The 19,372-nt window shown below is 56.5% G+C and carries 18 protein-coding genes and 1 other annotated feature; of the genes, 12 read left to right on the top strand and 6 right to left on the bottom strand.

All coding sequences use genetic code 11. From position 1 onward, the window contains the following. The first annotated feature begins 46 nt into the window (after window positions 1–46). The 5 genes from thrL to KB892_RS21840 all read left to right on the top strand — a co-directional run bounded on the left by thrL (window position 47) and on the right by KB892_RS21840 (window position 5,567). Window positions 47–115 carry a thr operon leader peptide gene (gene thrL, locus KB892_RS21860; RefSeq protein ID WP_004222578.1) on the top strand — a complete coding sequence of 23 codons (69 nt, stop codon included), beginning with the start codon at window positions 47–49 and terminating at the stop codon, window positions 113–115. Further along, window positions 54–171, top strand: a sequence feature (Thr leader region). Its footprint overlaps the gene before it by 62 nt. Window positions 172–196: 25 nt before the next feature. Next, window positions 197–2,659, top strand: coding sequence for a bifunctional aspartate kinase/homoserine dehydrogenase I (gene thrA, locus KB892_RS21855; protein ID WP_002887848.1), 2,463 nt, complete (start codon window positions 197–199; stop codon window positions 2,657–2,659). Between the two features lies 1 nt (window position 2,660). After that, window positions 2,661–3,590: a homoserine kinase gene (gene thrB, locus KB892_RS21850; RefSeq protein ID WP_002887853.1), complete on the top strand. Its 930-nt coding sequence runs from the start codon at window positions 2,661–2,663 to the stop codon at window positions 3,588–3,590. Window positions 3,591–3,593: 3 nt separating this feature from the next. After that, entirely contained in the window at window positions 3,594–4,874 is a 1,281-nt protein-coding gene (gene thrC, locus KB892_RS21845; RefSeq protein ID WP_002887863.1) for a threonine synthase, read from the top strand. A 315-nt stretch (window positions 4,875–5,189) separates the two neighbouring features. Next, the gene (locus tag KB892_RS21840) at window positions 5,190–5,567 is read left to right on the top strand and encodes a hypothetical protein (protein ID WP_002887866.1); all 378 of its coding nucleotides are present in this window, start codon (window positions 5,190–5,192) and stop codon (window positions 5,565–5,567) included. A gap of 68 nt (window positions 5,568–5,635) precedes the next feature. Here the strand turns inward: KB892_RS21840 and yaaA are convergent, their stop codons facing one another. Both yaaA and KB892_RS21830 read right to left on the bottom strand, forming a co-directional pair. Then, on the bottom strand, window positions 5,636–6,409 hold the full coding sequence (gene yaaA, locus KB892_RS21835; protein ID WP_002887869.1) for a peroxide stress protein YaaA: 774 nt from the start codon (window positions 6,407–6,409) through the stop codon (window positions 5,636–5,638). 77 nt (window positions 6,410–6,486) lie between these two features. Beyond that, on the bottom strand, window positions 6,487–7,917 hold the full coding sequence (locus tag KB892_RS21830; protein WP_002887871.1) for an alanine/glycine:cation symporter family protein: 1,431 nt from the start codon (window positions 7,915–7,917) through the stop codon (window positions 6,487–6,489). A gap of 202 nt (window positions 7,918–8,119) precedes the next feature. Here KB892_RS21830 and tal point away from each other — a divergent pair, with 202 nt between their 5' ends. The 3 genes from tal to KB892_RS21815 all read left to right on the top strand — a co-directional run bounded on the left by tal (window position 8,120) and on the right by KB892_RS21815 (window position 11,184). After that, window positions 8,120–9,073 carry a transaldolase gene (gene tal, locus KB892_RS21825; protein WP_002887897.1) on the top strand — a complete coding sequence of 318 codons (954 nt, stop codon included), beginning with the start codon at window positions 8,120–8,122 and terminating at the stop codon, window positions 9,071–9,073. A 99-nt stretch (window positions 9,074–9,172) separates the two neighbouring features. After that, window positions 9,173–9,760: a molybdopterin adenylyltransferase gene (gene mog / locus KB892_RS21820; RefSeq protein ID WP_002887898.1), complete on the top strand. Its 588-nt coding sequence runs from the start codon at window positions 9,173–9,175 to the stop codon at window positions 9,758–9,760. Between the two features lie 119 nt (window positions 9,761–9,879). Next, the gene (locus KB892_RS21815) at window positions 9,880–11,184 is read left to right on the top strand and encodes an MFS transporter (protein WP_002887901.1); all 1,305 of its coding nucleotides are present in this window, start codon (window positions 9,880–9,882) and stop codon (window positions 11,182–11,184) included. A 62-nt stretch (window positions 11,185–11,246) separates the two neighbouring features. Here KB892_RS21815 and satP read toward each other — a convergent pair whose 3' ends face one another. The 3 genes from satP to KB892_RS21800 form a co-directional block, all read right to left on the bottom strand. Next, entirely contained in the window at window positions 11,247–11,813 is a 567-nt protein-coding gene (gene satP, locus KB892_RS21810) for an acetate uptake transporter (RefSeq protein WP_002887905.1), read from the bottom strand. Window positions 11,814–11,901: 88 nt separating this feature from the next. Beyond that, the gene (msyB, locus tag KB892_RS21805) at window positions 11,902–12,627 is read right to left on the bottom strand and encodes an acidic protein MsyB (protein ID WP_002887906.1); all 726 of its coding nucleotides are present in this window, start codon (window positions 12,625–12,627) and stop codon (window positions 11,902–11,904) included. A 27-nt stretch (window positions 12,628–12,654) separates the two neighbouring features. Further along, window positions 12,655–13,059 carry a DUF2541 family protein gene (locus tag KB892_RS21800; protein ID WP_002887909.1) on the bottom strand — a complete coding sequence of 135 codons (405 nt, stop codon included), beginning with the start codon at window positions 13,057–13,059 and terminating at the stop codon, window positions 12,655–12,657. 385 nt (window positions 13,060–13,444) lie between these two features. Here KB892_RS21800 and dnaK point away from each other — a divergent pair, with 385 nt between their 5' ends. The 4 genes from dnaK to nhaR all read left to right on the top strand — a co-directional run bounded on the left by dnaK (window position 13,445) and on the right by nhaR (window position 18,886). Beyond that, window positions 13,445–15,361: a molecular chaperone DnaK gene (dnaK, locus tag KB892_RS21795; RefSeq protein WP_004146997.1), complete on the top strand. Its 1,917-nt coding sequence runs from the start codon at window positions 13,445–13,447 to the stop codon at window positions 15,359–15,361. Window positions 15,362–15,448: 87 nt separating this feature from the next. Further along, window positions 15,449–16,582 carry a molecular chaperone DnaJ gene (gene dnaJ / locus KB892_RS21790; protein WP_002887955.1) on the top strand — a complete coding sequence of 378 codons (1,134 nt, stop codon included), beginning with the start codon at window positions 15,449–15,451 and terminating at the stop codon, window positions 16,580–16,582. Window positions 16,583–16,759: 177 nt separating this feature from the next. Beyond that, window positions 16,760–17,935, top strand: coding sequence for a Na+/H+ antiporter NhaA (nhaA, locus tag KB892_RS21785; RefSeq protein ID WP_002887958.1), 1,176 nt, complete (start codon window positions 16,760–16,762; stop codon window positions 17,933–17,935). A 54-nt stretch (window positions 17,936–17,989) separates the two neighbouring features. Next, window positions 17,990–18,886, top strand: a complete 897-nt coding sequence (gene nhaR / locus KB892_RS21780; RefSeq protein WP_002887961.1) for a transcriptional activator NhaR — start codon at window positions 17,990–17,992, stop codon at window positions 18,884–18,886. 119 nt (window positions 18,887–19,005) lie between these two features. On the opposite strand, the gene rpsT is transcribed toward nhaR, so the two are convergent. Continuing rightward, entirely contained in the window at window positions 19,006–19,269 is a 264-nt protein-coding gene (rpsT, locus tag KB892_RS21775) for a 30S ribosomal protein S20 (RefSeq protein WP_002887965.1), read from the bottom strand. Between the last annotated feature and the right edge of the window lie 103 nt (window positions 19,270–19,372).

Genomic DNA, 19,372 nt, shown 5'->3' with positions numbered 1-19,372 from the left:
TAGGCAGGACATACAGACAGATAAAAATACAGAGTACACAACATCCATGAATCGCATCGGCATGATTACCACCATTATCACCACCACCATTACCACAGGTAACGGTGCGGGCTGACGCGTACAGGAAACACAGAAAAAAGCCCGCACCTGAACAGTGCGGGCTTTTTTTTTGACAAGAGATCAAGGGGTAAGAACCATGCGAGTGTTGAAGTTCGGCGGTACATCAGTGGCAAATGCGGAACGGTTTCTGCGGGTTGCCGATATTCTGGAGAGTAATGCCAGGCAGGGGCAGGTAGCGACGGTCCTGTCTGCCCCGGCGAAGATCACTAACCACCTGGTAGCGATGATTGAAAAGACCATTGGCGGCCAGGATGCCCTCCCCAATATTGCCGACGCCGAACGCATTTTTGCCGAACTTCTTCAGGGCCTTGCCGACGCCCAGCCCGCTTTCCCGCTTGCCCAGTTAAAAGCCTTCGTGGAGCAGGAATTTGCTCAGATTAAGCATGTTCTGCACGGCATCAGCCTGCTGGGTCAGTGCCCGGACAGCGTCAATGCCGCGCTGATCTGCCGCGGCGAAAAGCTCTCCATCGCCATCATGGCGGGTCTGCTGGAAGCCCGTGGACATAAAGTCAGTGTCATTAACCCGGTCGAAAAACTGCTCGCCGTGGGTCACTATCTGGAATCCACCGTCGATATCGCCGAATCCACCCGCCGCATTGCCGCCAGCCAGATCCCGGCAGACCATATGATCCTGATGGCCGGGTTTACCGCCGGCAATGAGAAAGGCGAGCTGGTGGTGCTGGGACGTAACGGCTCCGACTACTCGGCTGCGGTACTGGCCGCCTGCCTGCGCGCTGACTGCTGCGAAATCTGGACCGATGTCGACGGAGTGTACACCTGCGATCCGCGTCAGGTGCCGGATGCGCGCCTGCTGAAATCGATGTCTTATCAGGAGGCGATGGAGCTCTCCTACTTTGGCGCGAAAGTGCTGCACCCGCGCACCATCGCCCCTATCGCCCAGTTCCAAATCCCATGCCTGATTAAAAATACCGGCAACCCACAGGCGCCGGGAACGCTTATCGGCGCCAGCCGCGACGAGGACGATTTGCCGGTGAAAGGCATCTCTAACCTCAACAACATGGCGATGTTCAACGTCTCCGGGCCGGGGATGAAAGGGATGGTCGGCATGGCGGCCCGCGTCTTCGCCACCATGTCCCGCGCCGGCATCTCGGTGGTGTTGATCACTCAATCTTCTTCGGAGTACAGCATCAGTTTCTGCGTGCCGCAGAGCGACTGCGCACGTGCCAAACGGGCGATGGAAGATGAGTTTTATCTGGAGCTGAAAGAGGGGCTGCTGGAGCCGCTGGCGATTATGGAGCGTCTGGCGATCATCTCCGTGGTGGGCGACGGAATGCGTACCCTGCGCGGTATCTCGGCGAAATTCTTTGCGGCACTGGCCCGCGCCAATATCAATATCGTGGCGATTGCCCAGGGCTCTTCCGAGCGCTCAATTTCGGTAGTGGTCAGCAATGACGACGCCACCACCGGCGTGCGCGTGACCCATCAGATGCTGTTCAACACCGACCAGGTGATTGAAGTGTTTGTCATCGGCGTCGGCGGCGTCGGCGGCGCGCTGCTAGAGCAGATCAAGCGCCAGCAGGGGTGGCTGAAGAACAAACATATCGATCTGCGCGTCTGCGGTGTAGCCAATTCTCAGGCGCTGCTGACCAGCGTGCATGGCCTGAATCTGGAAAACTGGAGTGCGGAACTGGCGGAGGCGAAAGAGCCGTTTAATCTTGGCCGCCTGATCCGCCTGGTGAAAGAGTACCACCTGCTCAATCCGGTGATCGTCGACTGTACCTCCAGCCAGGCGGTCGCCGATCAGTATGCCGACTTCCTGCGCGAAGGTTTCCATGTGGTGACGCCGAACAAAAAGGCCAATACCTCTTCGCTGGATTACTATCACCAGCTGCGCCATGCGGCCAGCAGCTCGCGGCGTAAGTTCCTCTATGACACTAACGTTGGCGCGGGCCTGCCGGTGATTGAGAACCTGCAGAACCTGCTCAACGCCGGCGATGAGCTGCGCCATTTCTCCGGGATCCTGTCCGGCTCCCTGTCGTTTATCTTCGGCAAGCTGGACGAGGGGGTGAGTTTCTCCGCGGCGACGGCGATGGCCCGTGAGATGGGGTATACCGAGCCGGATCCGCGCGACGATTTATCCGGGGTGGATGTGGCGCGTAAACTGCTGATTCTGGCCCGCGAGACCGGGCGTGAACTGGAGCTGGCGGACATTATCGTCGAGTCGGCGCTGCCGCCGGACTTCGACGCCAGCGGCGATGTCGAGACCTTTATGGCCCGCCTGCCGTCGCTGGATGATGGTTTTGCCTCGCGGGTTGCTAAGGCGCGCGATGAAGGTAAAGTCTTGCGCTACGTCGGTAACATCGAAGAGGATGGTACCTGCCGGGTAAAAATAGCCGCGGTTGACGGCAACGATCCGCTGTTCAAAGTTAAGAATGGTGAGAACGCGCTGGCTTTTTATAGCCATTATTATCAGCCATTGCCGCTGGTGCTGCGCGGCTATGGCGCCGGGAACGACGTCACGGCGGCCGGCGTATTCGCCGACCTGCTGCGCACCCTGTCCTGGAAGTTAGGAGTTTAAGATGGTCAAAGTATATGCCCCGGCTTCCAGTGCCAATATGAGCGTCGGGTTTGATGTGTTGGGCGCGGCGGTCACGCCGGTCGATGGCACGCTGCTTGGCGACAACGTCACTGTCGAAGCGGCGGAGCAATTTAGCCTGCAGAATCTTGGACGCTTCGCCAGCAAACTGCCGACGGCGCCGCAGGAGAACATTGTTTACCAGTGCTGGGAAAGCTTTTGCCGGGAGATCGGCAAGACGGTGCCGGTGGCGATGACGCTGGAAAAAAACATGCCGATTGGCTCCGGGCTGGGTTCCAGCGCCTGCTCGGTGGTCGCTGCGCTGGTGGCCATGAACGAGTTCTGCGGCAAGCCGCTGAACGAGACGCGCATGCTGGCGCTGATGGGAGAGATGGAAGGGCGTATCTCCGGCAGCATTCACTACGACAACGTGGCGCCGTGCTATCTTGGCGGCATGCAGTTGATGATCGAAGAGAATGGGATTATCAGTCAGCAGGTGCCCGGGTTTGATGAGTGGCTGTGGGTGCTGGCCTATCCGGGGATTAAAGTCTCTACTGCTGAAGCGCGGGCGATTCTGCCGGCGCAGTATCGCCGCCAGGATTGTATCGCCCATGGTCGCCACCTCGCGGGCTTTATTCACGCCTGCTACACCCGCCAGCCGCAGCTGGCGGCAAAATTGATGAAAGATGTGATTGCCGAACCGTACCGAACCAAACTGCTGCCGGGCTTTAGCGAAGCGCGTCAGGCGGCCATGGAGATGGGCGCCCAGGCTTGCGGCATCTCCGGCTCTGGCCCAACGCTGTTCGCGTTGTGTGATAAACCGGATACCGCACAGCGCGTCGCCGACTGGCTTGGCGCGCACTATCTGCAGAATCAGGAAGGCTTTGTTCATATTTGCCGGCTGGACACGGCGGGCGCACGCGTAGTGGGATAACCAATGAAACTGTATAACTTAAAAGATCATAACGAGCAGGTCAGCTTTGCGCAGGCCGTCACCCAGGGACTTGGCAAGCATCAGGGCCTGTTCTTTCCGCACGATCTGCCGGAATTCAGCCTGACTGAAATCGACGACATGCTGGCGCAGGACTTTGTCACCCGTAGCGCCAAAATTTTATCCGCCTTTATCGGCGATGAGATCCCGCAGGATGTCCTGCAGCAGCGGGTGCGCGCGGCGTTTGCGTTTCCGGCGCCGGTAAGCAAGGTTCAGGAAGATGTCGGCTGTCTGGAGCTGTTCCATGGCCCTACGCTGGCGTTCAAGGATTTCGGCGGCCGCTTTATGGCGCAGATGCTGACCCACATCGCAGGCGATAAGCCGGTCACCATCCTCACCGCGACCTCTGGCGACACCGGGGCGGCGGTGGCGCATGCTTTCTACGGCCTGCCGAACGTCAAGGTAGTGATCCTCTATCCGCGCGGCAAGATCAGTCCGCTGCAGGAGAAGCTGTTCTGTACCCTCGGCGGCAATATTGAAACCGTGGCGATTGATGGCGACTTTGATGCCTGCCAGGCGCTGGTGAAGCAGGCGTTTGACGATGAAGAGCTGAAGGCGACGCTGGGTCTCAACTCGGCTAACTCCATCAACATCAGCCGCCTGCTGGCGCAGATCTGTTACTACTTCGAAGCGGCGGCGCAGCTGCCGCAGGAAGCCCGCAATCAGCTGGTGATTTCCGTGCCGAGCGGCAACTTCGGCGATCTGACCGCCGGTCTGCTGGCCAAGTCGCTGGGGCTGCCGATCAAGCGCTTTATCGCCGCCACCAACGCCAACGACACCGTTCCGCGCTATCTGCAGGGCGGCGAGTGGGCGCCAAAAGCCACCCAGGCGACGCTGTCCAACGCCATGGACGTCAGCCAGCCGAACAACTGGCCGCGCGTTGAAGAGCTGTTCCGCCGTAAAATCTGGCGTCTCAGCGAGCTGGGCTATGCCGCGGTCGATGATGAGACCACCAAAGCAGCGATGCGCGAGCTGAAGGCCATCGGCTACATCTCTGAACCGCATGCGGCGATTGCCTGGCGCGCGCTGCGCGATCAGCTGCAGCCGGGAGAGTACGGCCTGTTCCTCGGCACCGCCCATCCGGCGAAGTTCAAAGAGAGCGTGGAGGAGATCCTGCAGGAGACTCTGCCGCTGCCGAAGGAGCTGGCCGACCGCGCCGACCTGCCGCTGCTGTCTCACAACCTGCCGGCGGATTTCGCCGCGCTGCGTAAGCTGATGATGGGCTAAGCCAGGCAATAATATCGGCAACATGATCGACCAAACCGGGCAGCTATTGCCCGGTTTTTATATTTAACGCACTTTTTCCATATCAGCAAAATTTCTCTCCATAAAATTCCCCACACTGTTTTATTGTCAGCGCACTGCTTTTATTGCAAACTCTTTTACGGATTGTCATCTTTGCCGGATAATTCCACTGGATTATCTTTTTTATTTATTATTTCATGCTGCTTATATTTATGCTGCTGATTTTATTATGAAGCAGCTATAGATATCATTTGTTATAGATGCATTGTTAATGCACAAGGTTTTCAAGGAGGAAACATGCGTATTTTATCTCTTTTTTTGGTGGTGTTCGCTTTAACAGGCTGCTCCGGGACAACGATTGGCGGTAATGAAGATAAATTAACGCCAGCCTATCTGAAACAACATCTCATTGTCGGAAAAACCACCAAGGCCGAGGTTCGTCAGTATTTTGGTGCCCCGGATTCTGGTCATACGACGGTGACGGCGTCGGGTAAAGAGAGCTGGTATTATTCAGTAGATAAAGGGATCAACCTGGTCAGCCTCGCGGGTTCCATGATCCCGGTAACCGGGGCATCGCAAGCTGCCGATGCGGTCGATAAGTCCAGCCAAAAAGATTCGAACTCGCTGATGATTTTCTTCGATGAAAAAGGCGTGGTGGAAAACTGGGTGCGTTAAAATAAGTAATAATCTGCTTAATTATATTGAAAAGGGGAATAATTCCCCTTTTTTATTACCGTAACGTGTTACTGCTCGTGGCGTTTAAACACCAGTTCGCCTTTCTCTGAGGCATCCGCATCAAAGAAATAGCCTTCGCTATTAAAGGCTTTGAGCTGCTCCGGCTGGGTTAAGCGGTTTTCAATAATGTAGCGACTCATCAGGCCGCGGGCTTTCTTCGCATAAAAACTGATCACTTTGAATTTGCCGTTCTTCTCATCGAGGAATACCGGCTTGATCAGCTGACCCTGCAATTTTGGCGTTTTCACCGATTTAAAATATTCATCGGAAGCCAGGTTGATGACGATATCGTCGCCCTGGTCGCGCAGCGCCTGATTCAGCTTCTCGGTAATGGTATCCCCCCAGAACTGGTACAGATCTTTGCCGCGCGGATTTTCCAGACGGATCCCCATCTCCAGGCGGTAGGGCTGCATCAGGTCTAACGGGCGCAGCACGCCATACAGCCCGGAGAGCATGCGCAGATGCTGCTGGGCGAAGTCAAAGTCGTCCTCGGTGAGTGTCTCTGCCTGCAGGCCAGTGTAGACATCGCCTTTAAAGGCGAGGATCGCCTGGCGGGCATTTTGCGGCGTAAAGTCAGGGTGCCAGTCGTGGAAGCGGGTGGCGTTTAGATCCGCCAGCTTGTCACTAATGCTCATCAGCTTGCCGATTTGCGGTGCGCTCAGCTTACGGGCGATGCCGATAAGCTGCTGAGAATACTCGAGGAGTTCGGGCTGGGTATAGCGAGTCGTTGCCAGCGGGCTTTGATAATCGAGCGTTTTAGCAGGTGAAATCAGAATCAGCATATCCAGTCCTTGCAGGTAATTTCGACGAATTCTAACAAAAAAAGTGCATGGTGGGATCGATAGCTGCAATTGCCGCGCTATTCGCGCGGCAATTCATTCCAGGCGCCCGGGGCCAGCTGTTGGTCAATATCCGGGTAACGAGTGGCATCGAAAGTCGGCTGGATACCCAGCCGCCGCTGACGCAGATAATCGCTGGCGATAATCCGCACCGTCGGGGAGAGCAGCAGAATGGCCGTCAGGTTGGTCATCGCCATCAGCGCCATGATGATATCCGCGCTCTGCCAGACGACAGGCAGGCTAACCATGGTCCCCAACAGCACCATCAGGACGGTGAGTATTCGCAGCCCCCAGATATAGCGCGGCTTATCCAGGCGCAGGAAGACCAGATTATTTTCCGCGTACACGTAATTGGCTACGATAGAGCTAAAGGCGAACAGCAGCACGATGAGGGCGATAAAACCCGCTCCCCAGCCGCCGACCAGCACGCTCATCGCGTGTTGCAAGTCCTGAATACCGTTGAGCGTATATTCATTGTCGGGCCGCGGCGCCAGCATGACGATAATCGCGCTTGCGGTACAGATCACAATAGTATCGATAAACACGCCAATCATCTGCACGATCCCCTGCGCCGCCGGGTGCGGCGGCCAGGAGGCGGCGGCCGCGGCGGCGTTAGGCGAAGAGCCCATCCCTGCTTCATTGGAGAACATGCCGCGCTGGAAGCCGCTGGTCAGCGCCTGGCTGATGGTGTAGCCCACCGCGCCGGCGGCGGCCTCCTGCCAGCCGAAGGCGCAGCGAAAGATGGTGGCGAAAATCGTCGGCAGGGCGGTGATGTGCCACAGGCCGATGAGCAGGCTGGTGGCGATCCACAACAGCGCCATAAAGGGAACGATCCATTGCATCAGACGCGCCACGCCGCGTAAACCACGGAGGATCGCCAGCAAAACGACAACGGCCAGCACGCCGCCGCTGACCGCCGCCGGCAGATCGAACGCATAGCGCAAGGCATGGGCCACGGAGTTAGCCTGCACGGTATTGAAGATAAAACCATAGGCCAGCAGGAGGAGGATCGAAAACAGGACGCCCATCCAACGCATGCCGAGCCCGCGCGCCATGTACCAGGCCGGGCCGCCGCGAAACTGTCCGCGGCTATCGCGTTCTTTATACAGCTGAGCAAGGGAACATTCAGCAAAGCTGCTGGCCATGCCGAGCAGGGCGGAAACCCACATCCAGAATACGGCGCCGGGCCCACCGGCGGCGATCGCCAGCGTCACCCCGGCAAGATTGCCGCTGCCGACCCGGGCGGCAAGGCTGGTACAGAGCGCCTGAAAGGACGTTAAACCACCCGGCTGCGGGTGCAGGCTTTTTTTTAGACTGCGGCCGAATTTGCGCACGTAACGAAACTGAATACCCCGGGTTTGCCAGCTAAACCAGATACCGGCGCCCAGTAGCAGATAAATCATCACTGAGCCCCAGAGTATTTCATTGATAAATGAGAGAAAATCAGGCATTAAACATCCTCTTGTCCATGCCGGCACGCCAGTGTAAGCGTTACCAATTAAGTGACAATCCTTTCGCTTTCAGCAAATTAATCTGCATAGTTTATCACACTCTGCGCTCTTCTCTCGACGGCGGTTGCGCTGACCCGGCAGCGTGTTATCATCTGGGCAGACCGGTTACATCCCCTTAACTGCTGTTTAAGAGAAATATATCATGACGGATAAATTAACTTCTCTGCGTCAGTACACCACTGTCGTCGCTGACACCGGAGATATTGCGGCAATGAAGCTGTATCAGCCTCAGGATGCCACCACTAACCCTTCCCTGATTCTCGGCGCGGCTCAGATCCCTGAGTACCGTAAGCTGATTGACGACGCTGTCGCCTGGGCTCGTAGCCAGAGCAGCGATCGCGCGCAGCAGATCCTCGATGCTTCCGATAAGCTGGCGGTGAACATCGGTCTCGAAATTCTGAAACTGATCCCGGGCCGTATCTCCACCGAAGTGGACGCACGTCTCTCCTATGACACCGAAGCGTCTATCGCGAAAGCCAAGCGCATCATCAAGCTGTACAACGACGCGGGCATCAGCAACGATCGCATTCTGATCAAACTGGCCTCCACCTGGCAGGGCATTCGCGCCGCTGAACAGCTGGAAAAAGAAGGCATTAACTGTAACCTGACGCTGCTGTTCTCCTTCGCTCAGGCTCGCGCTTGCGCCGAAGCGGGCGTCTTCCTGATTTCGCCGTTCGTTGGCCGTATCCTCGACTGGTACAAAGCCAACACCGACAAGAAAGAGTACGCACCGGCAGAAGATCCGGGCGTGGTTTCCGTCAGCGAAATCTACGAGTATTACAAGCAGCACGGCTATGAAACCGTCGTGATGGGCGCAAGCTTCCGTAACGTTGGCGAAATTCTGGAACTGGCTGGCTGTGACCGCCTGACCATCGCCCCGGCGCTGCTGAAAGAGCTGTCCGAAAGCGAAGGCGCCGTTGAGCGTAAGCTGGTATATACCGGTGAAGTGAAAGCGCGTCCGGAGCGTATTACCGAATCTGAGTTCCTGTGGCAGCATAACCAGGATCCGATGGCGGTAGACAAACTGGCGGAAGGTATCCGTAAGTTTGCGATCGACCAGGAAAAACTGGAAAAAATGATCGACGAACTGCTGTAATCGCGCAGGTGGCCGACGCCCGTCGGCCACATTACACTGTCTGTCCCGCCTCCGGCAGTGTATCATTTCGTTTAACGCCACAGTTTGAACGGAATAACCATGAATACCTTACGAATCGGCTTAGTTTCCATTTCCGATCGCGCCTCCAGCGGCGTCTATCAGGATAAAGGCATCCCGGCACTGGAAGAGTGGCTGGCACGTGCCCTGACCACCCCTTTCGAGCTGCAAACCCGTCTGATTCCGGATGAGCAGGCCATCATTGAGCAAACGCTGTGCGAACTGGTTGACGAAATGGGGTGCCATCTGGTGCTGACCACCGGCGGAACCGGCCCTGCGCGTCGCGATGTGACGCCCGACGCAACGCTGGCGATCGCCGATCGCGAGATGCCGGGCTTCGGCGAGCAAATGCGCCAGGTTAGCCTACACTTTGTGCCGACGGCTATCCTTTCCCGGCAGGTCGGTGTGATCCGCAAGCAGGCGCTGATCCTCAACCTTCCCGGGCAACCGAAAGCAATTCAGGAGACTCTGGAAGGGGTGAAAGATGCTGACGGCAACGTGCTGGTGCACGGTATTTTCGCAAGTGTACCTTATTGTGTACAGTTGCTTGAAGGGCCTTATGTGGAAACCGATGGCCGTGTAGTAGAAGCTTTTCGTCCCAAGAGTGCCAGACGCGAAACTTTATCCTGAATTTGATGCATTTTTGATATAACCTGCATCGCTAATGGTGTGCCGTTTTATTTACGATATAGTGCTGTTTACTTTACACACTATAAAACACGCTGCACACCTCAGGATGAAATTGCGTTATGTCATATGTAAACCGACCGCTCAACCGCCAGGATTATAAAACGCTGACGCTGGCCGCCCTGGGCGGCGCGCTGGAGTTTTATGACTTTATCATTTTCGTTTTCTTCGCCGCCGTCGTCGGCGAGCTCTTCTTCCCTGCGGATATTCCCGAATGGCTGCGCCAGGTGCAAACTTTTGGCATTTTCGCCGCCGGTTACCTGGCGCGTCCGCTGGGGGGCATCATCATGGCCCACTTTGGCGATCTGGTGGGGCGCAAGAAAATGTTCACCCTCAGCATCCTGCTGATGGCGCTACCAACCCTGGCGATCGGTCTGCTACCGACCTATAGCTCGGTAGGTATCATCGCCCCGCTGCTATTGCTGCTGATGCGTATTCTGCAGGGAGCGGCGATCGGCGGTGAAGTTCCAGGCGCCTGGGTGTTTGTCGCTGAGCATGTCCCGGAAAAACGCATTGGTATCGCCTGCGGCACGCTGACGGCCGGCCTGACGGTTGGCATTCTGCTGGGGTCGGTGGTGGCCACGCTTATCAATACCAGTCTGACGCCGCAGGGGATCCACGACGGCGGCTGGCGGATCCCCTTCCTGCTGGGCGGCGTATTTGGTCTGATAGCGATGTATCTGCGCCGCTGGCTGCAGGAGACGCCGATTTTTCTTGAGATGCAGCAGCGCAAAGCGCTGGCGCAGGAGCTGCCGGTAAAAGCGGTGGCGCTCAAGCACCAGAAGGCGGTGGTGATCTCTATGCTGCTGACCTGGCTGCTGTCGGCTGGCGTGGTGGTGGTGATCCTGATGTCGCCGGTCTGGCTGCAGAAGCACTATGGTTTTGCGCCGGCCATTACCCTGCAGGCCAACAGCATCGCCACCATTATGTTGTGCATCGGCTGTCTGCTCGCCGGGCTGGCGGCGGACCGCTTCGGCGCCAGCCGCACTTTTATCGTCGGCAGCCTGCTGCTGGCGGTTGCCAGCTGGGCATTTTACCATCTTGCCGGCGCCAGCCCGCAGCGGCTGTTTCTGCTCTACGGTACGGTGGGGCTGTGCGTCGGCGTGGTGGGGGCGGTGCCCTATGTGATGGTGCGGGCCTTCCCGGCGGAAGTACGCTTCACCGGCATCTCTTTCTCCTACAACCTGTCGTACGCGATCTTTGGCGGCCTGACGCCGATTGCGGTCACCATGCTGATGGGGGTGTCGCCGATGGCGCCGGCCTGGTATGTGCTGGCCCTGTCGCTGATGGGGCTGGGATTAGGTATCTGGCTGCGTCAGGAGCTGACGGCGCCGACGGGGATGCCGGAAGGGGAGCTGCAGCGTTAACGATGGCTAGCTGATGCTGATAATGACCTGCCGCCGCCCTGTGACCGGACGGCGGCGGAAGATTAGCGCGGTTCGCCGATCGGCAGCACGGTGCGGCCGAACTGTTCGTTCAGCACTTCACCCATCGCCAGGTAAATAGCGCTGGCGCCACAAATCAGGCCGACCCAGCCGGCTACCTTCACAATGCCTTCGTTATCGGCCAAATGGCCAATCGCCAGCAGCGCGAACAGTACGGTCAGGCTCAGGAAGACAAACTGCAGCATGCGGGCTGCCTTCAGGGTGCCAAAGAACATAAACAGGGTAAAGACGCCCCACAGGCCGAGGTACATACCGAGGAAGTGCGCGTTTGGCGCGTCTGCCAGGCCCATTTTCGGCATCAGAAGAATCGCCACCAGCGTCAGCCAGAAGCTGCCGTAGGAGGTAAAAGCGGTTAAGCCAAAAGTGTTGCCTTTTTTGTATTCCAGCAGGCCGGCAAAAATTTGCGCAATGCCGCCGTAAAAAATCCCCATCGCCAGGATAGCTACATCGAATGCGAACAGGCCGCTATTCGCCAGGTTAAGCAGAATAGTGGTCATGCCGAAGCCCATAAGGCCCAGCGGTGCCGGATTAGCCAACTTAGTGTTGCCCATAATTCCTCAAAATTATCATTAAAAGGGAAGCATTACCCCGCGACTTGGCGGCGGGGCGCGGCATAATAATGAGGCGCTGAAGGGCTGTCTATGATCTGGCGGGGTATTTTTCACCAATTTCCGCGGTGTCTGACGGCGGCTGGAGCATTTGCCGTAAACAGGCGATATGCAGGACCGCGGGGATGGTGACCCGGTAGGCGCTGCCGCTCACCGCTTTCACGCTGTTCAGCCCGGCGCCGCGCACCAGGCCATGACCGATGACGCTCACCGCGGCGTGCGTGCGCAGGATGGCGGTTAAGCGTTCGTCCAGCAACAAAGTGACGCCTTCGCTTAGCTTGCGATGCCTCAGCAGATGAGCCATCAGGCTGTCCAGCTCATGGCTCCGGCACTCCACCGCGGCGAGAAACTGCGCTTTTTGCTCCGCGTTCAGTTTATTCCAGCTGTGCTGCAGAAAATGCGCCAGCAACTGCTGCTCGATCTGCGGCGTCGACAGCTGTTTGTCGACCTTCGCTTTCAGTCGTTTACATACATCCAGCAGGATCGCGCGATAAAATTTGCCATGGCGGCGTAGCGTGTTGGCGATGCTATCGCCGCCAAAATGCTGTAGCTCACCGGCGATTAGCTGCCAGTTGCGGCGATAACGCTCCGGGTGCCCCTCCATCGCTAAAAATGTCTCGTTGCGCAGGAGCGTGCTGGAGAGACGGGGTTTGCCATTTTCCCCGTGGGTCAGAATGCGGGTAAAGGCTTCCAGATGCGCCTCGCTGCACTCAGGCAGAAAGGCGAGATCGTCATCCTCCAGGTAATTAATATGCATAACGTTTTCTCTCGGGCAGGGGCGACATTAGTCATCGCCGATAATTTTCAGTGATGCCATATCTGAGGAGTGCACCGTGTGGCCGGAGAAGGCGATCTTCTTCACGCAACGTTTGTTGTCGTTATCGCTATTGATGTTGATCCAGCCGGTGGTGCTGCCCTCTTTGATCCCGGCGGGGACGTTCAGCGTGTGGCTGGCGCCGCGGCTGGCCTTAAAGTAGACCGTCGCCCCGGAGAGTTGTACATCGCCGCGGTCGGCGCTGAGCTGAATGCGTTTGACCACCCGGCAGACGGGGAGCGTCAGCGTCAGGTCGTTGGTTTCATTGCGCGGCATAGCTATCACGCCGAGAATTTTATGGTCGTTAGCGGCCGCCGAGGTGATAAATGACACGCCGAGGATAAGCCCTACGGAAAGCCGGTATAGCGATTTCATTAATTTGTCCCCTGAATAAGCGAAGTGCGATGGCGGGGAAGTTTATCACTGCGAAAACGGGGCTTTTAGCGCGCAAGTATTGCGGGTTATGTCAATGATATTATGAATGTATTTCCTATTTTAATCCGTTTTTTGTATGTATATTTCGCCGTCGTTTTTGCCATCCAACAACCTTGTTCGGCAAGTCATCCGTAGCCCTGTGCGAATCCGAGGCAAAAAATTTTTATGCTTGCCCCTTGATGCCGGAGTGGGCGACCCCATCTTGTAGTCAACCGCAGTGAAGAACCTGAAAAAAAATGATGTCTGGGCAGTTGAAACCGCACGTTTCGCCCTTATTACAGGTTCACAACCACATGTTGATCGAATTTTTAGTGGAGACGTTTAGATGGGTAAAATTATTGGTATCGACCTGGGTACTACCAACTCTTGTGTAGCGATTATGGATGGCACTACTGCACGCGTGCTGGAGAACGCCGAAGGCGATCGCACCACGCCTTCTATCATTGCCTATACCCAGGATGGTGAAACTCTGGTTGGTCAGCCGGCTAAACGTCAGGCAGTGACAAACCCGCAAAACACCCTGTTTGCGATTAAACGCCTGATTGGCCGCCGCTTCCAGGACGAAGAAGTTCAGCGTGACGTTTCTATCATGCCATACAAAATTGTTGCCGCAGACAATGGCGACGCATGGCTGGATGTGAAAGGCACCAAAACTGCACCGCCGCAGATCTCTGCTGAAGTGCTGAAGAAAATGAAGAAAACGGCTGAAGATTACCTGGGTGAACCGGTAACTGAAGCGGTTATCACCGTACCGGCTTACTTTAACGATGCGCAGCGTCAGGCAACCAAAGATGCCGGCCGTATCGCCGGTCTGGAAGTTAAACGTATCATCAACGAACCAACCGCGGCCGCGCTGGCTTACGGTCTGGATAAAGAAGTGGGCAACCGTACTATCGCGGTTTACGACCTCGGTGGTGGTACTTTCGATATCTCGATTATCGAAATCGACGAAGTTGATGGCGAAAAAACCTTTGAAGTTCTGGCGACCAACGGTGATACCCACCTGGGCGGCGAAGACTTCGATACTCGTCTGATCAACTACCTCGTTGATGAGTTCAAGAAAGATCAGGGGATTGACCTGCGCAACGACCCGCTGGCCATGCAGCGCCTGAAAGAAGCCGCTGAGAAAGCGAAGATTGAACTGTCTTCTGCTCAGCAGACCGACGTTAACCTGCCGTACATCACTGCAGACGCGACCGGTCCGAAACACATGAACATCAAAGTGACTCGCGCGAAACTGGAAAGCCTGGTAGAAGACCTGGTTAACCGTTCCATCGAGCCGCTGAAAGTCGCTCTGCAGGATGCCGGTCTGTCCGTTTCCGATATCAACGACGTGATCCTCGTTGGTGGTCAGACTCGTATGCCGATGGTGCAGAAGAAAGTGGCCGAGTTCTTTGGTAAAGAACCGCGTAAAGACGTTAACCCGGATGAAGCCGTGGCGATCGGTGCTGCCGTTCAGGGCGGTGTACTGACTGGCGATGTGAAAGACGTTCTGCTGCTCGACGTAACCCCGCTGTCGCTGGGTATCGAAACCATGGGCGGCGTGATGACTGCGCTTATCAGCAAAAACACCACCATCCCGACCAAGCACAGCCAGGTGTTCTCTACCGCTGAAGACAACCAGTCTGCGGTAACCATCCATGTGCTGCAGGGTGAGCGTAAACGCGCGTCTGATAACAAATCTCTGGGTCAGTTCAACCTGGATGGTATTAACCCGGCGCCGCGCGGCATGCCGCAGATCGAAGTGACCTTCGACATCGATGCTGACGGTATCCTGCACGTCTCCGCGAAAGACAAAAACAGCGGTAAAGAGCAGAAGATCACCATCAAAGCGTCTTCCGGTCTGAATGAAGAAGAAATTCAGAAAATGGTTCGCGAAGCAGAAGCTAACGCCGAATCTGACCGTAAGTTCGAAGAGCTGGTACAGACCCGCAACCAGGGCGACCATCTGCTGCACAGCACTCGTAAGCAGGTTGAAGAAGCAGGCGATAAACTGCCGGCTGACGACAAAACTGCCATTGAGTCTGCGCTGACCGCGCTGGAATCTTCTCTGAAAGGCGAAGACAAAGCGGATATCGAAGCGAAAATGCAGGCGCTGGCGCAGGCTTCTCAGAAGCTGATGGAAATTGCTCAGCAGCAGCACGCTCAGCAGCAGGCGGGTTCCGCTGACGCTCAGGCGAGCAACGCGAAAGACGACGATGTTGTCGACGCTGAGTTCGAAGAAGTGAAAGATAAAAAATAATCGCCCTTTGAACGGGTAAAACACTGGCACGGGCGAAGAGGTTTCCTCTCCGCCCGTGCACGCATGTTAAGGGGCTGAAAAACACCGATGGCAAAGCAAGATTACTACGAGATTTTAGGCGTTTCCAAAACAGCGGAAGAGCGTGAAATCAAAAAGGCTTATAAGCGCCTGGCCATGAAATATCACCCGGACCGCAACCAGGGTGATAAAGAGGCTGAAGCCAAATTTAAAGAAATCAAAGAAGCGTATGAAATCCTGACTGATGCCCAGAAGCGTGCGGCCTACGATCAGTACGGCCACGCGGCCTTCGAACAGGGCGGCATGGGCGGCGGCGGCGGTTTTGGCGGCGGTGCCGACTTCAGCGATATCTTTGGCGATGTTTTCGGCGATATCTTTGGTGGCGGACGTGGTCGTCAGCGCGCGGCACGCGGCGCCGATCTCCGTTACAACATGGAGCTGACGCTGGAAGAAGCGGTGCGCGGCGTCACTAAAGAGATCCGTATTCCGACGCTGGAAGAGTGCGACGTCTGCCACGGCAGCGGCGCCAAGGCCGGCAGCAAACCGCAGACCTGTCCGACCTGTCATGGCGCGGGCCAGGTGCAGATGCGCCAGGGCTTTTTTGCGGTACAGCAGACCTGTCCGCACTGCCAGGGACGCGGTACGCTAATTAAAGATCCTTGCAATAAATGTCATGGCCATGGCCGCGTAGAAAAAACCAAAACCCTGTCGGTTAAAATTCCGGCGGGCGTGGATACCGGTGACCGGATCCGTCTGGCGGGCGAAGGCGAGGCCGGCGAACATGGCGCGCCGGCAGGCGATCTGTACGTTCAGGTTCAGGTGAAGCAGCACGCTATCTTTGAGCGTGAAGGCAATAACCTGTACTGCGAAGTTCCGATCAACTTCACCATGGCGGCGCTGGGCGGTGAGATCGAGGTCCCAACGCTCGACGGCCGCGTGAACCTGAAAATTCCAGGTGAAACCCAGACCGGCAAGCTGTTCCGCATGCGTGGAAAAGGCGTGAAATCCGTTCGCGGCGGCGCGCAGGGCGATCTGCTGTGCCGCGTGGTGGTGGAGACGCCGGTGGGGCTGAATGAGAAGCAGAAGCAGCTGCTGAAAGAGCTGCAGGAGAGCTTCGGCGGTCCGACCGGGGAAAACAACAGCCCGCGTTCGAAAAGCTTCTTTGACGGCGTGAAGAAGTTCTTCGACGACCTGACCCGCTAATTCCGCCTTTGTTGATATCCGGCCCGGGCCTTTGCTGCCCGGGCTTTTTTTCGCCTTAGAACTCCCCTTTAACTCGTAAAAAGCGAATATTAGCGCAACTTAAATCTGATTTTTTCGAGTTATCAGTATGTGTATTATGCTTTTATCGAGTTATTCACCAACAGGATGAAAGTAAAAGTGAAACATCTGCAACGATTCTTTAGTAGCGATGCTTCCGGCGGCATTGTCTTAATTATCGCCGCCGCGCTGGCGATGGTGATGGCCAATACCAGCGTGACCAGCGGTCTGTATCACTCCTTCCTTGATACGCCAGTACAGCTGCGTGTGGGCGCGCTGGAGATCAACAAGAACATGCTGTTATGGATCAATGATGCCCTGATGGCGGTGTTCTTTTTGCTGATTGGCCTGGAGGTCAAACGTGAGCTGATTCAGGGCTCGCTGGCGAGCCGCCGTCAGGCGGTCTTCCCGGTGATAGCCGCGCTGGGCGGGATGATCGTCCCGGCGCTGGTCTACCTGGCCTTTAACGCCCAGGATCCTGTCGCCAGAGAAGGGTGGGCGATCCCGGCGGCGACGGATATTGCCTTTGCCCTCGGCGTGCTGGCGCTGTTAGGTAGCCGGGTCCCGACGGCGCTGAAGATTTTCCTGATGGCGCTGGCGATTATTGATGACCTCGGGGCTATCGTGATTATCGCGCTGTTTTATACCCACGACCTGTCCATGCTCTCGCTGGGCGTGGCGGCGGCGGCGATCGCGGTGCTGGTGGCCCTGAATCTGAGCGGCGTGCGGCGTACCGGGATCTATATTCTGGTTGGCGCGGTGCTGTGGACGGCGGTGCTGAAGTCTGGCGTTCACGCAACCCTTGCCGGGGTGATTGTCGGCTTTATGATCCCGCTCGAAGAAAAGCATGGCAAGTCGCCGGCCAAAGCGCTTGAGCATGTCCTGCACCCGTGGGTGGCGTTTATGATCCTGCCGCTGTTTGCCTTCGCGAACGCGGGGGTCTCACTGCAGGGGGTCACCCTTGCCGGGCTGACGTCGCTCCTGCCGCTGGGCATTATGGCTGGCCTGTTTATCGGTAAGCCGCTGGGGATTAGCCTGTTCTGCTGGCTGGCCCTGAAGCTGAAGTGGGCTTCGCTGCCGGAGGGAACCACCTGCAAGCAAATTATGGCGGTGGGGATCCTGTGCGGGATTGGCTTTACGATGTCGATTTTCATCGCCACCCTGGCCTTTGGCAGCGTGGATCCCGCGTTGATCAACTGGGCCAAGCTTGGCATTCTGATCGGCTCAGTGCTATCAGCGGTCGTCGGCTACCTCATACTGCGTCAGCGCGTGACGGATACTCGCCTCGCGGTATAACCTTTCTGCAGGAGAGCCCGCCAGGCTCTCCTGGACATTATCAGGGAGAGAAGCATGTCACATATTAACTACAATCATCTGTACTACTTCTGGCACGTGTATAAAGAAGGGTCCGTCGTGGGCGCGGCGGAGGCGCTGTTTCTGACGCCGCAGACCATTACCGGGCAGATCAAAGCCCTGGAGGAGCGCCTGCAGGGGAAATTATTTAAGCGAAAGGGAAGGGGGCTTGAGCCGAGCGAGCTGGGGGAGCTGGTTTTTCGCTATGCCGACAGGATGTTTACCCTCAGCCAGGAGATGCTCGACATCGTCAACTATCGCAAAGAGTCGAACCTGCTGTTTGACGTCGGCGTGGCCGATGCGCTCTCGAAACGGCTGGTCAGCGGCGTGCTGGATGCCGCCGTCGTTGAGAGCGAGCAGATTCATCTGCGCTGTTTTGAATCCACTCATGAGCTGCTGCTGGAGCAGCTGAGCCAGCATAAGCTCGACATGATTATCTCTGACTGCCCGATCGACTCGACGCAGCAGGAAGGGCTATTTTCGGTGAAGATCGGCGAGTGCAGCGTCAGCTTCTGGTGCATGAATCCGGCGCCGACGAAGCCGTTCCCGGCCTGCCTCGAAGAGCGGCGGCTGCTGATCCCCGGTCGGCGATCGATGCTGGGACGTAAGCTGCTGAACTGGATTAACGTGCAGGGCCTGAAGGTGGAGATCCTCGGCGAGTTTGACGACGCGGCGCTCATGAAAGCCTTCGGCGCCGCACATAATGCGATATTTGTCGCGCCGACGCTCTACGCGCATGATTTCTACCATGATGAATCGATTGTCGAAATTGGCCGTATGGATAGCGTGATGGAGGAATATCACGCTATTTTCGCTGAACGAATGATTCAGCACCCGGCGGTACAGCGTATCTGTAATCGCGATTATTCGTCGCTGTTCACCGAACCCCGATAGCCGGAAGGCGTGGGCTGGCGTGGCTCAGATCGCGCCAGCGTGCGCTACCGGGGGAAGATGATAGGCATAAAAAAACCCGCTTTCGCGGGTTTCTTTAACAAAGTTCAGCAAGCAGGCGATTAAGCCAGTTTGTTGATCTGTGCAGTCAGGTTTGCTTTATGACGCGCAGCTTTGTTTTTGTGGATCAGACCTTTAGCAGCCTGACGGTCCACGATCGGTTGCATTTCGTTAAATGCTTTCTGTGCAGCAGCTTTGTCGCCAGCTTCGATAGCTGCGTATACTTTCTTGATGAAAGTACGCATCATAGAGCGACGGCTTGCGTTGTGCTTGCGAGCCTTTTCAGACTGAACGGCGCGCTTCTTAGCTGATTTGATATTAGCCAAGGTCCAACTCCCAAATGTGTTCTATATGGACAATTCAAAGGCCGAGGAATATGCCCGTTTAGCCTTCTTTTGTCAATGGATTTGTGCAAATAAGCGCCGTTTA

Origin of the sequence: Klebsiella sp. P1927, from assembly GCF_018204675.1 — a bacterium.
Classification (GTDB): Bacteria; Pseudomonadota; Gammaproteobacteria; order Enterobacterales; family Enterobacteriaceae; genus Klebsiella; species Klebsiella pneumoniae.
The sequence above is the reverse complement of the archived record's forward strand: the minus strand, read 5'-3'. Positions and strand labels throughout refer to the sequence as shown.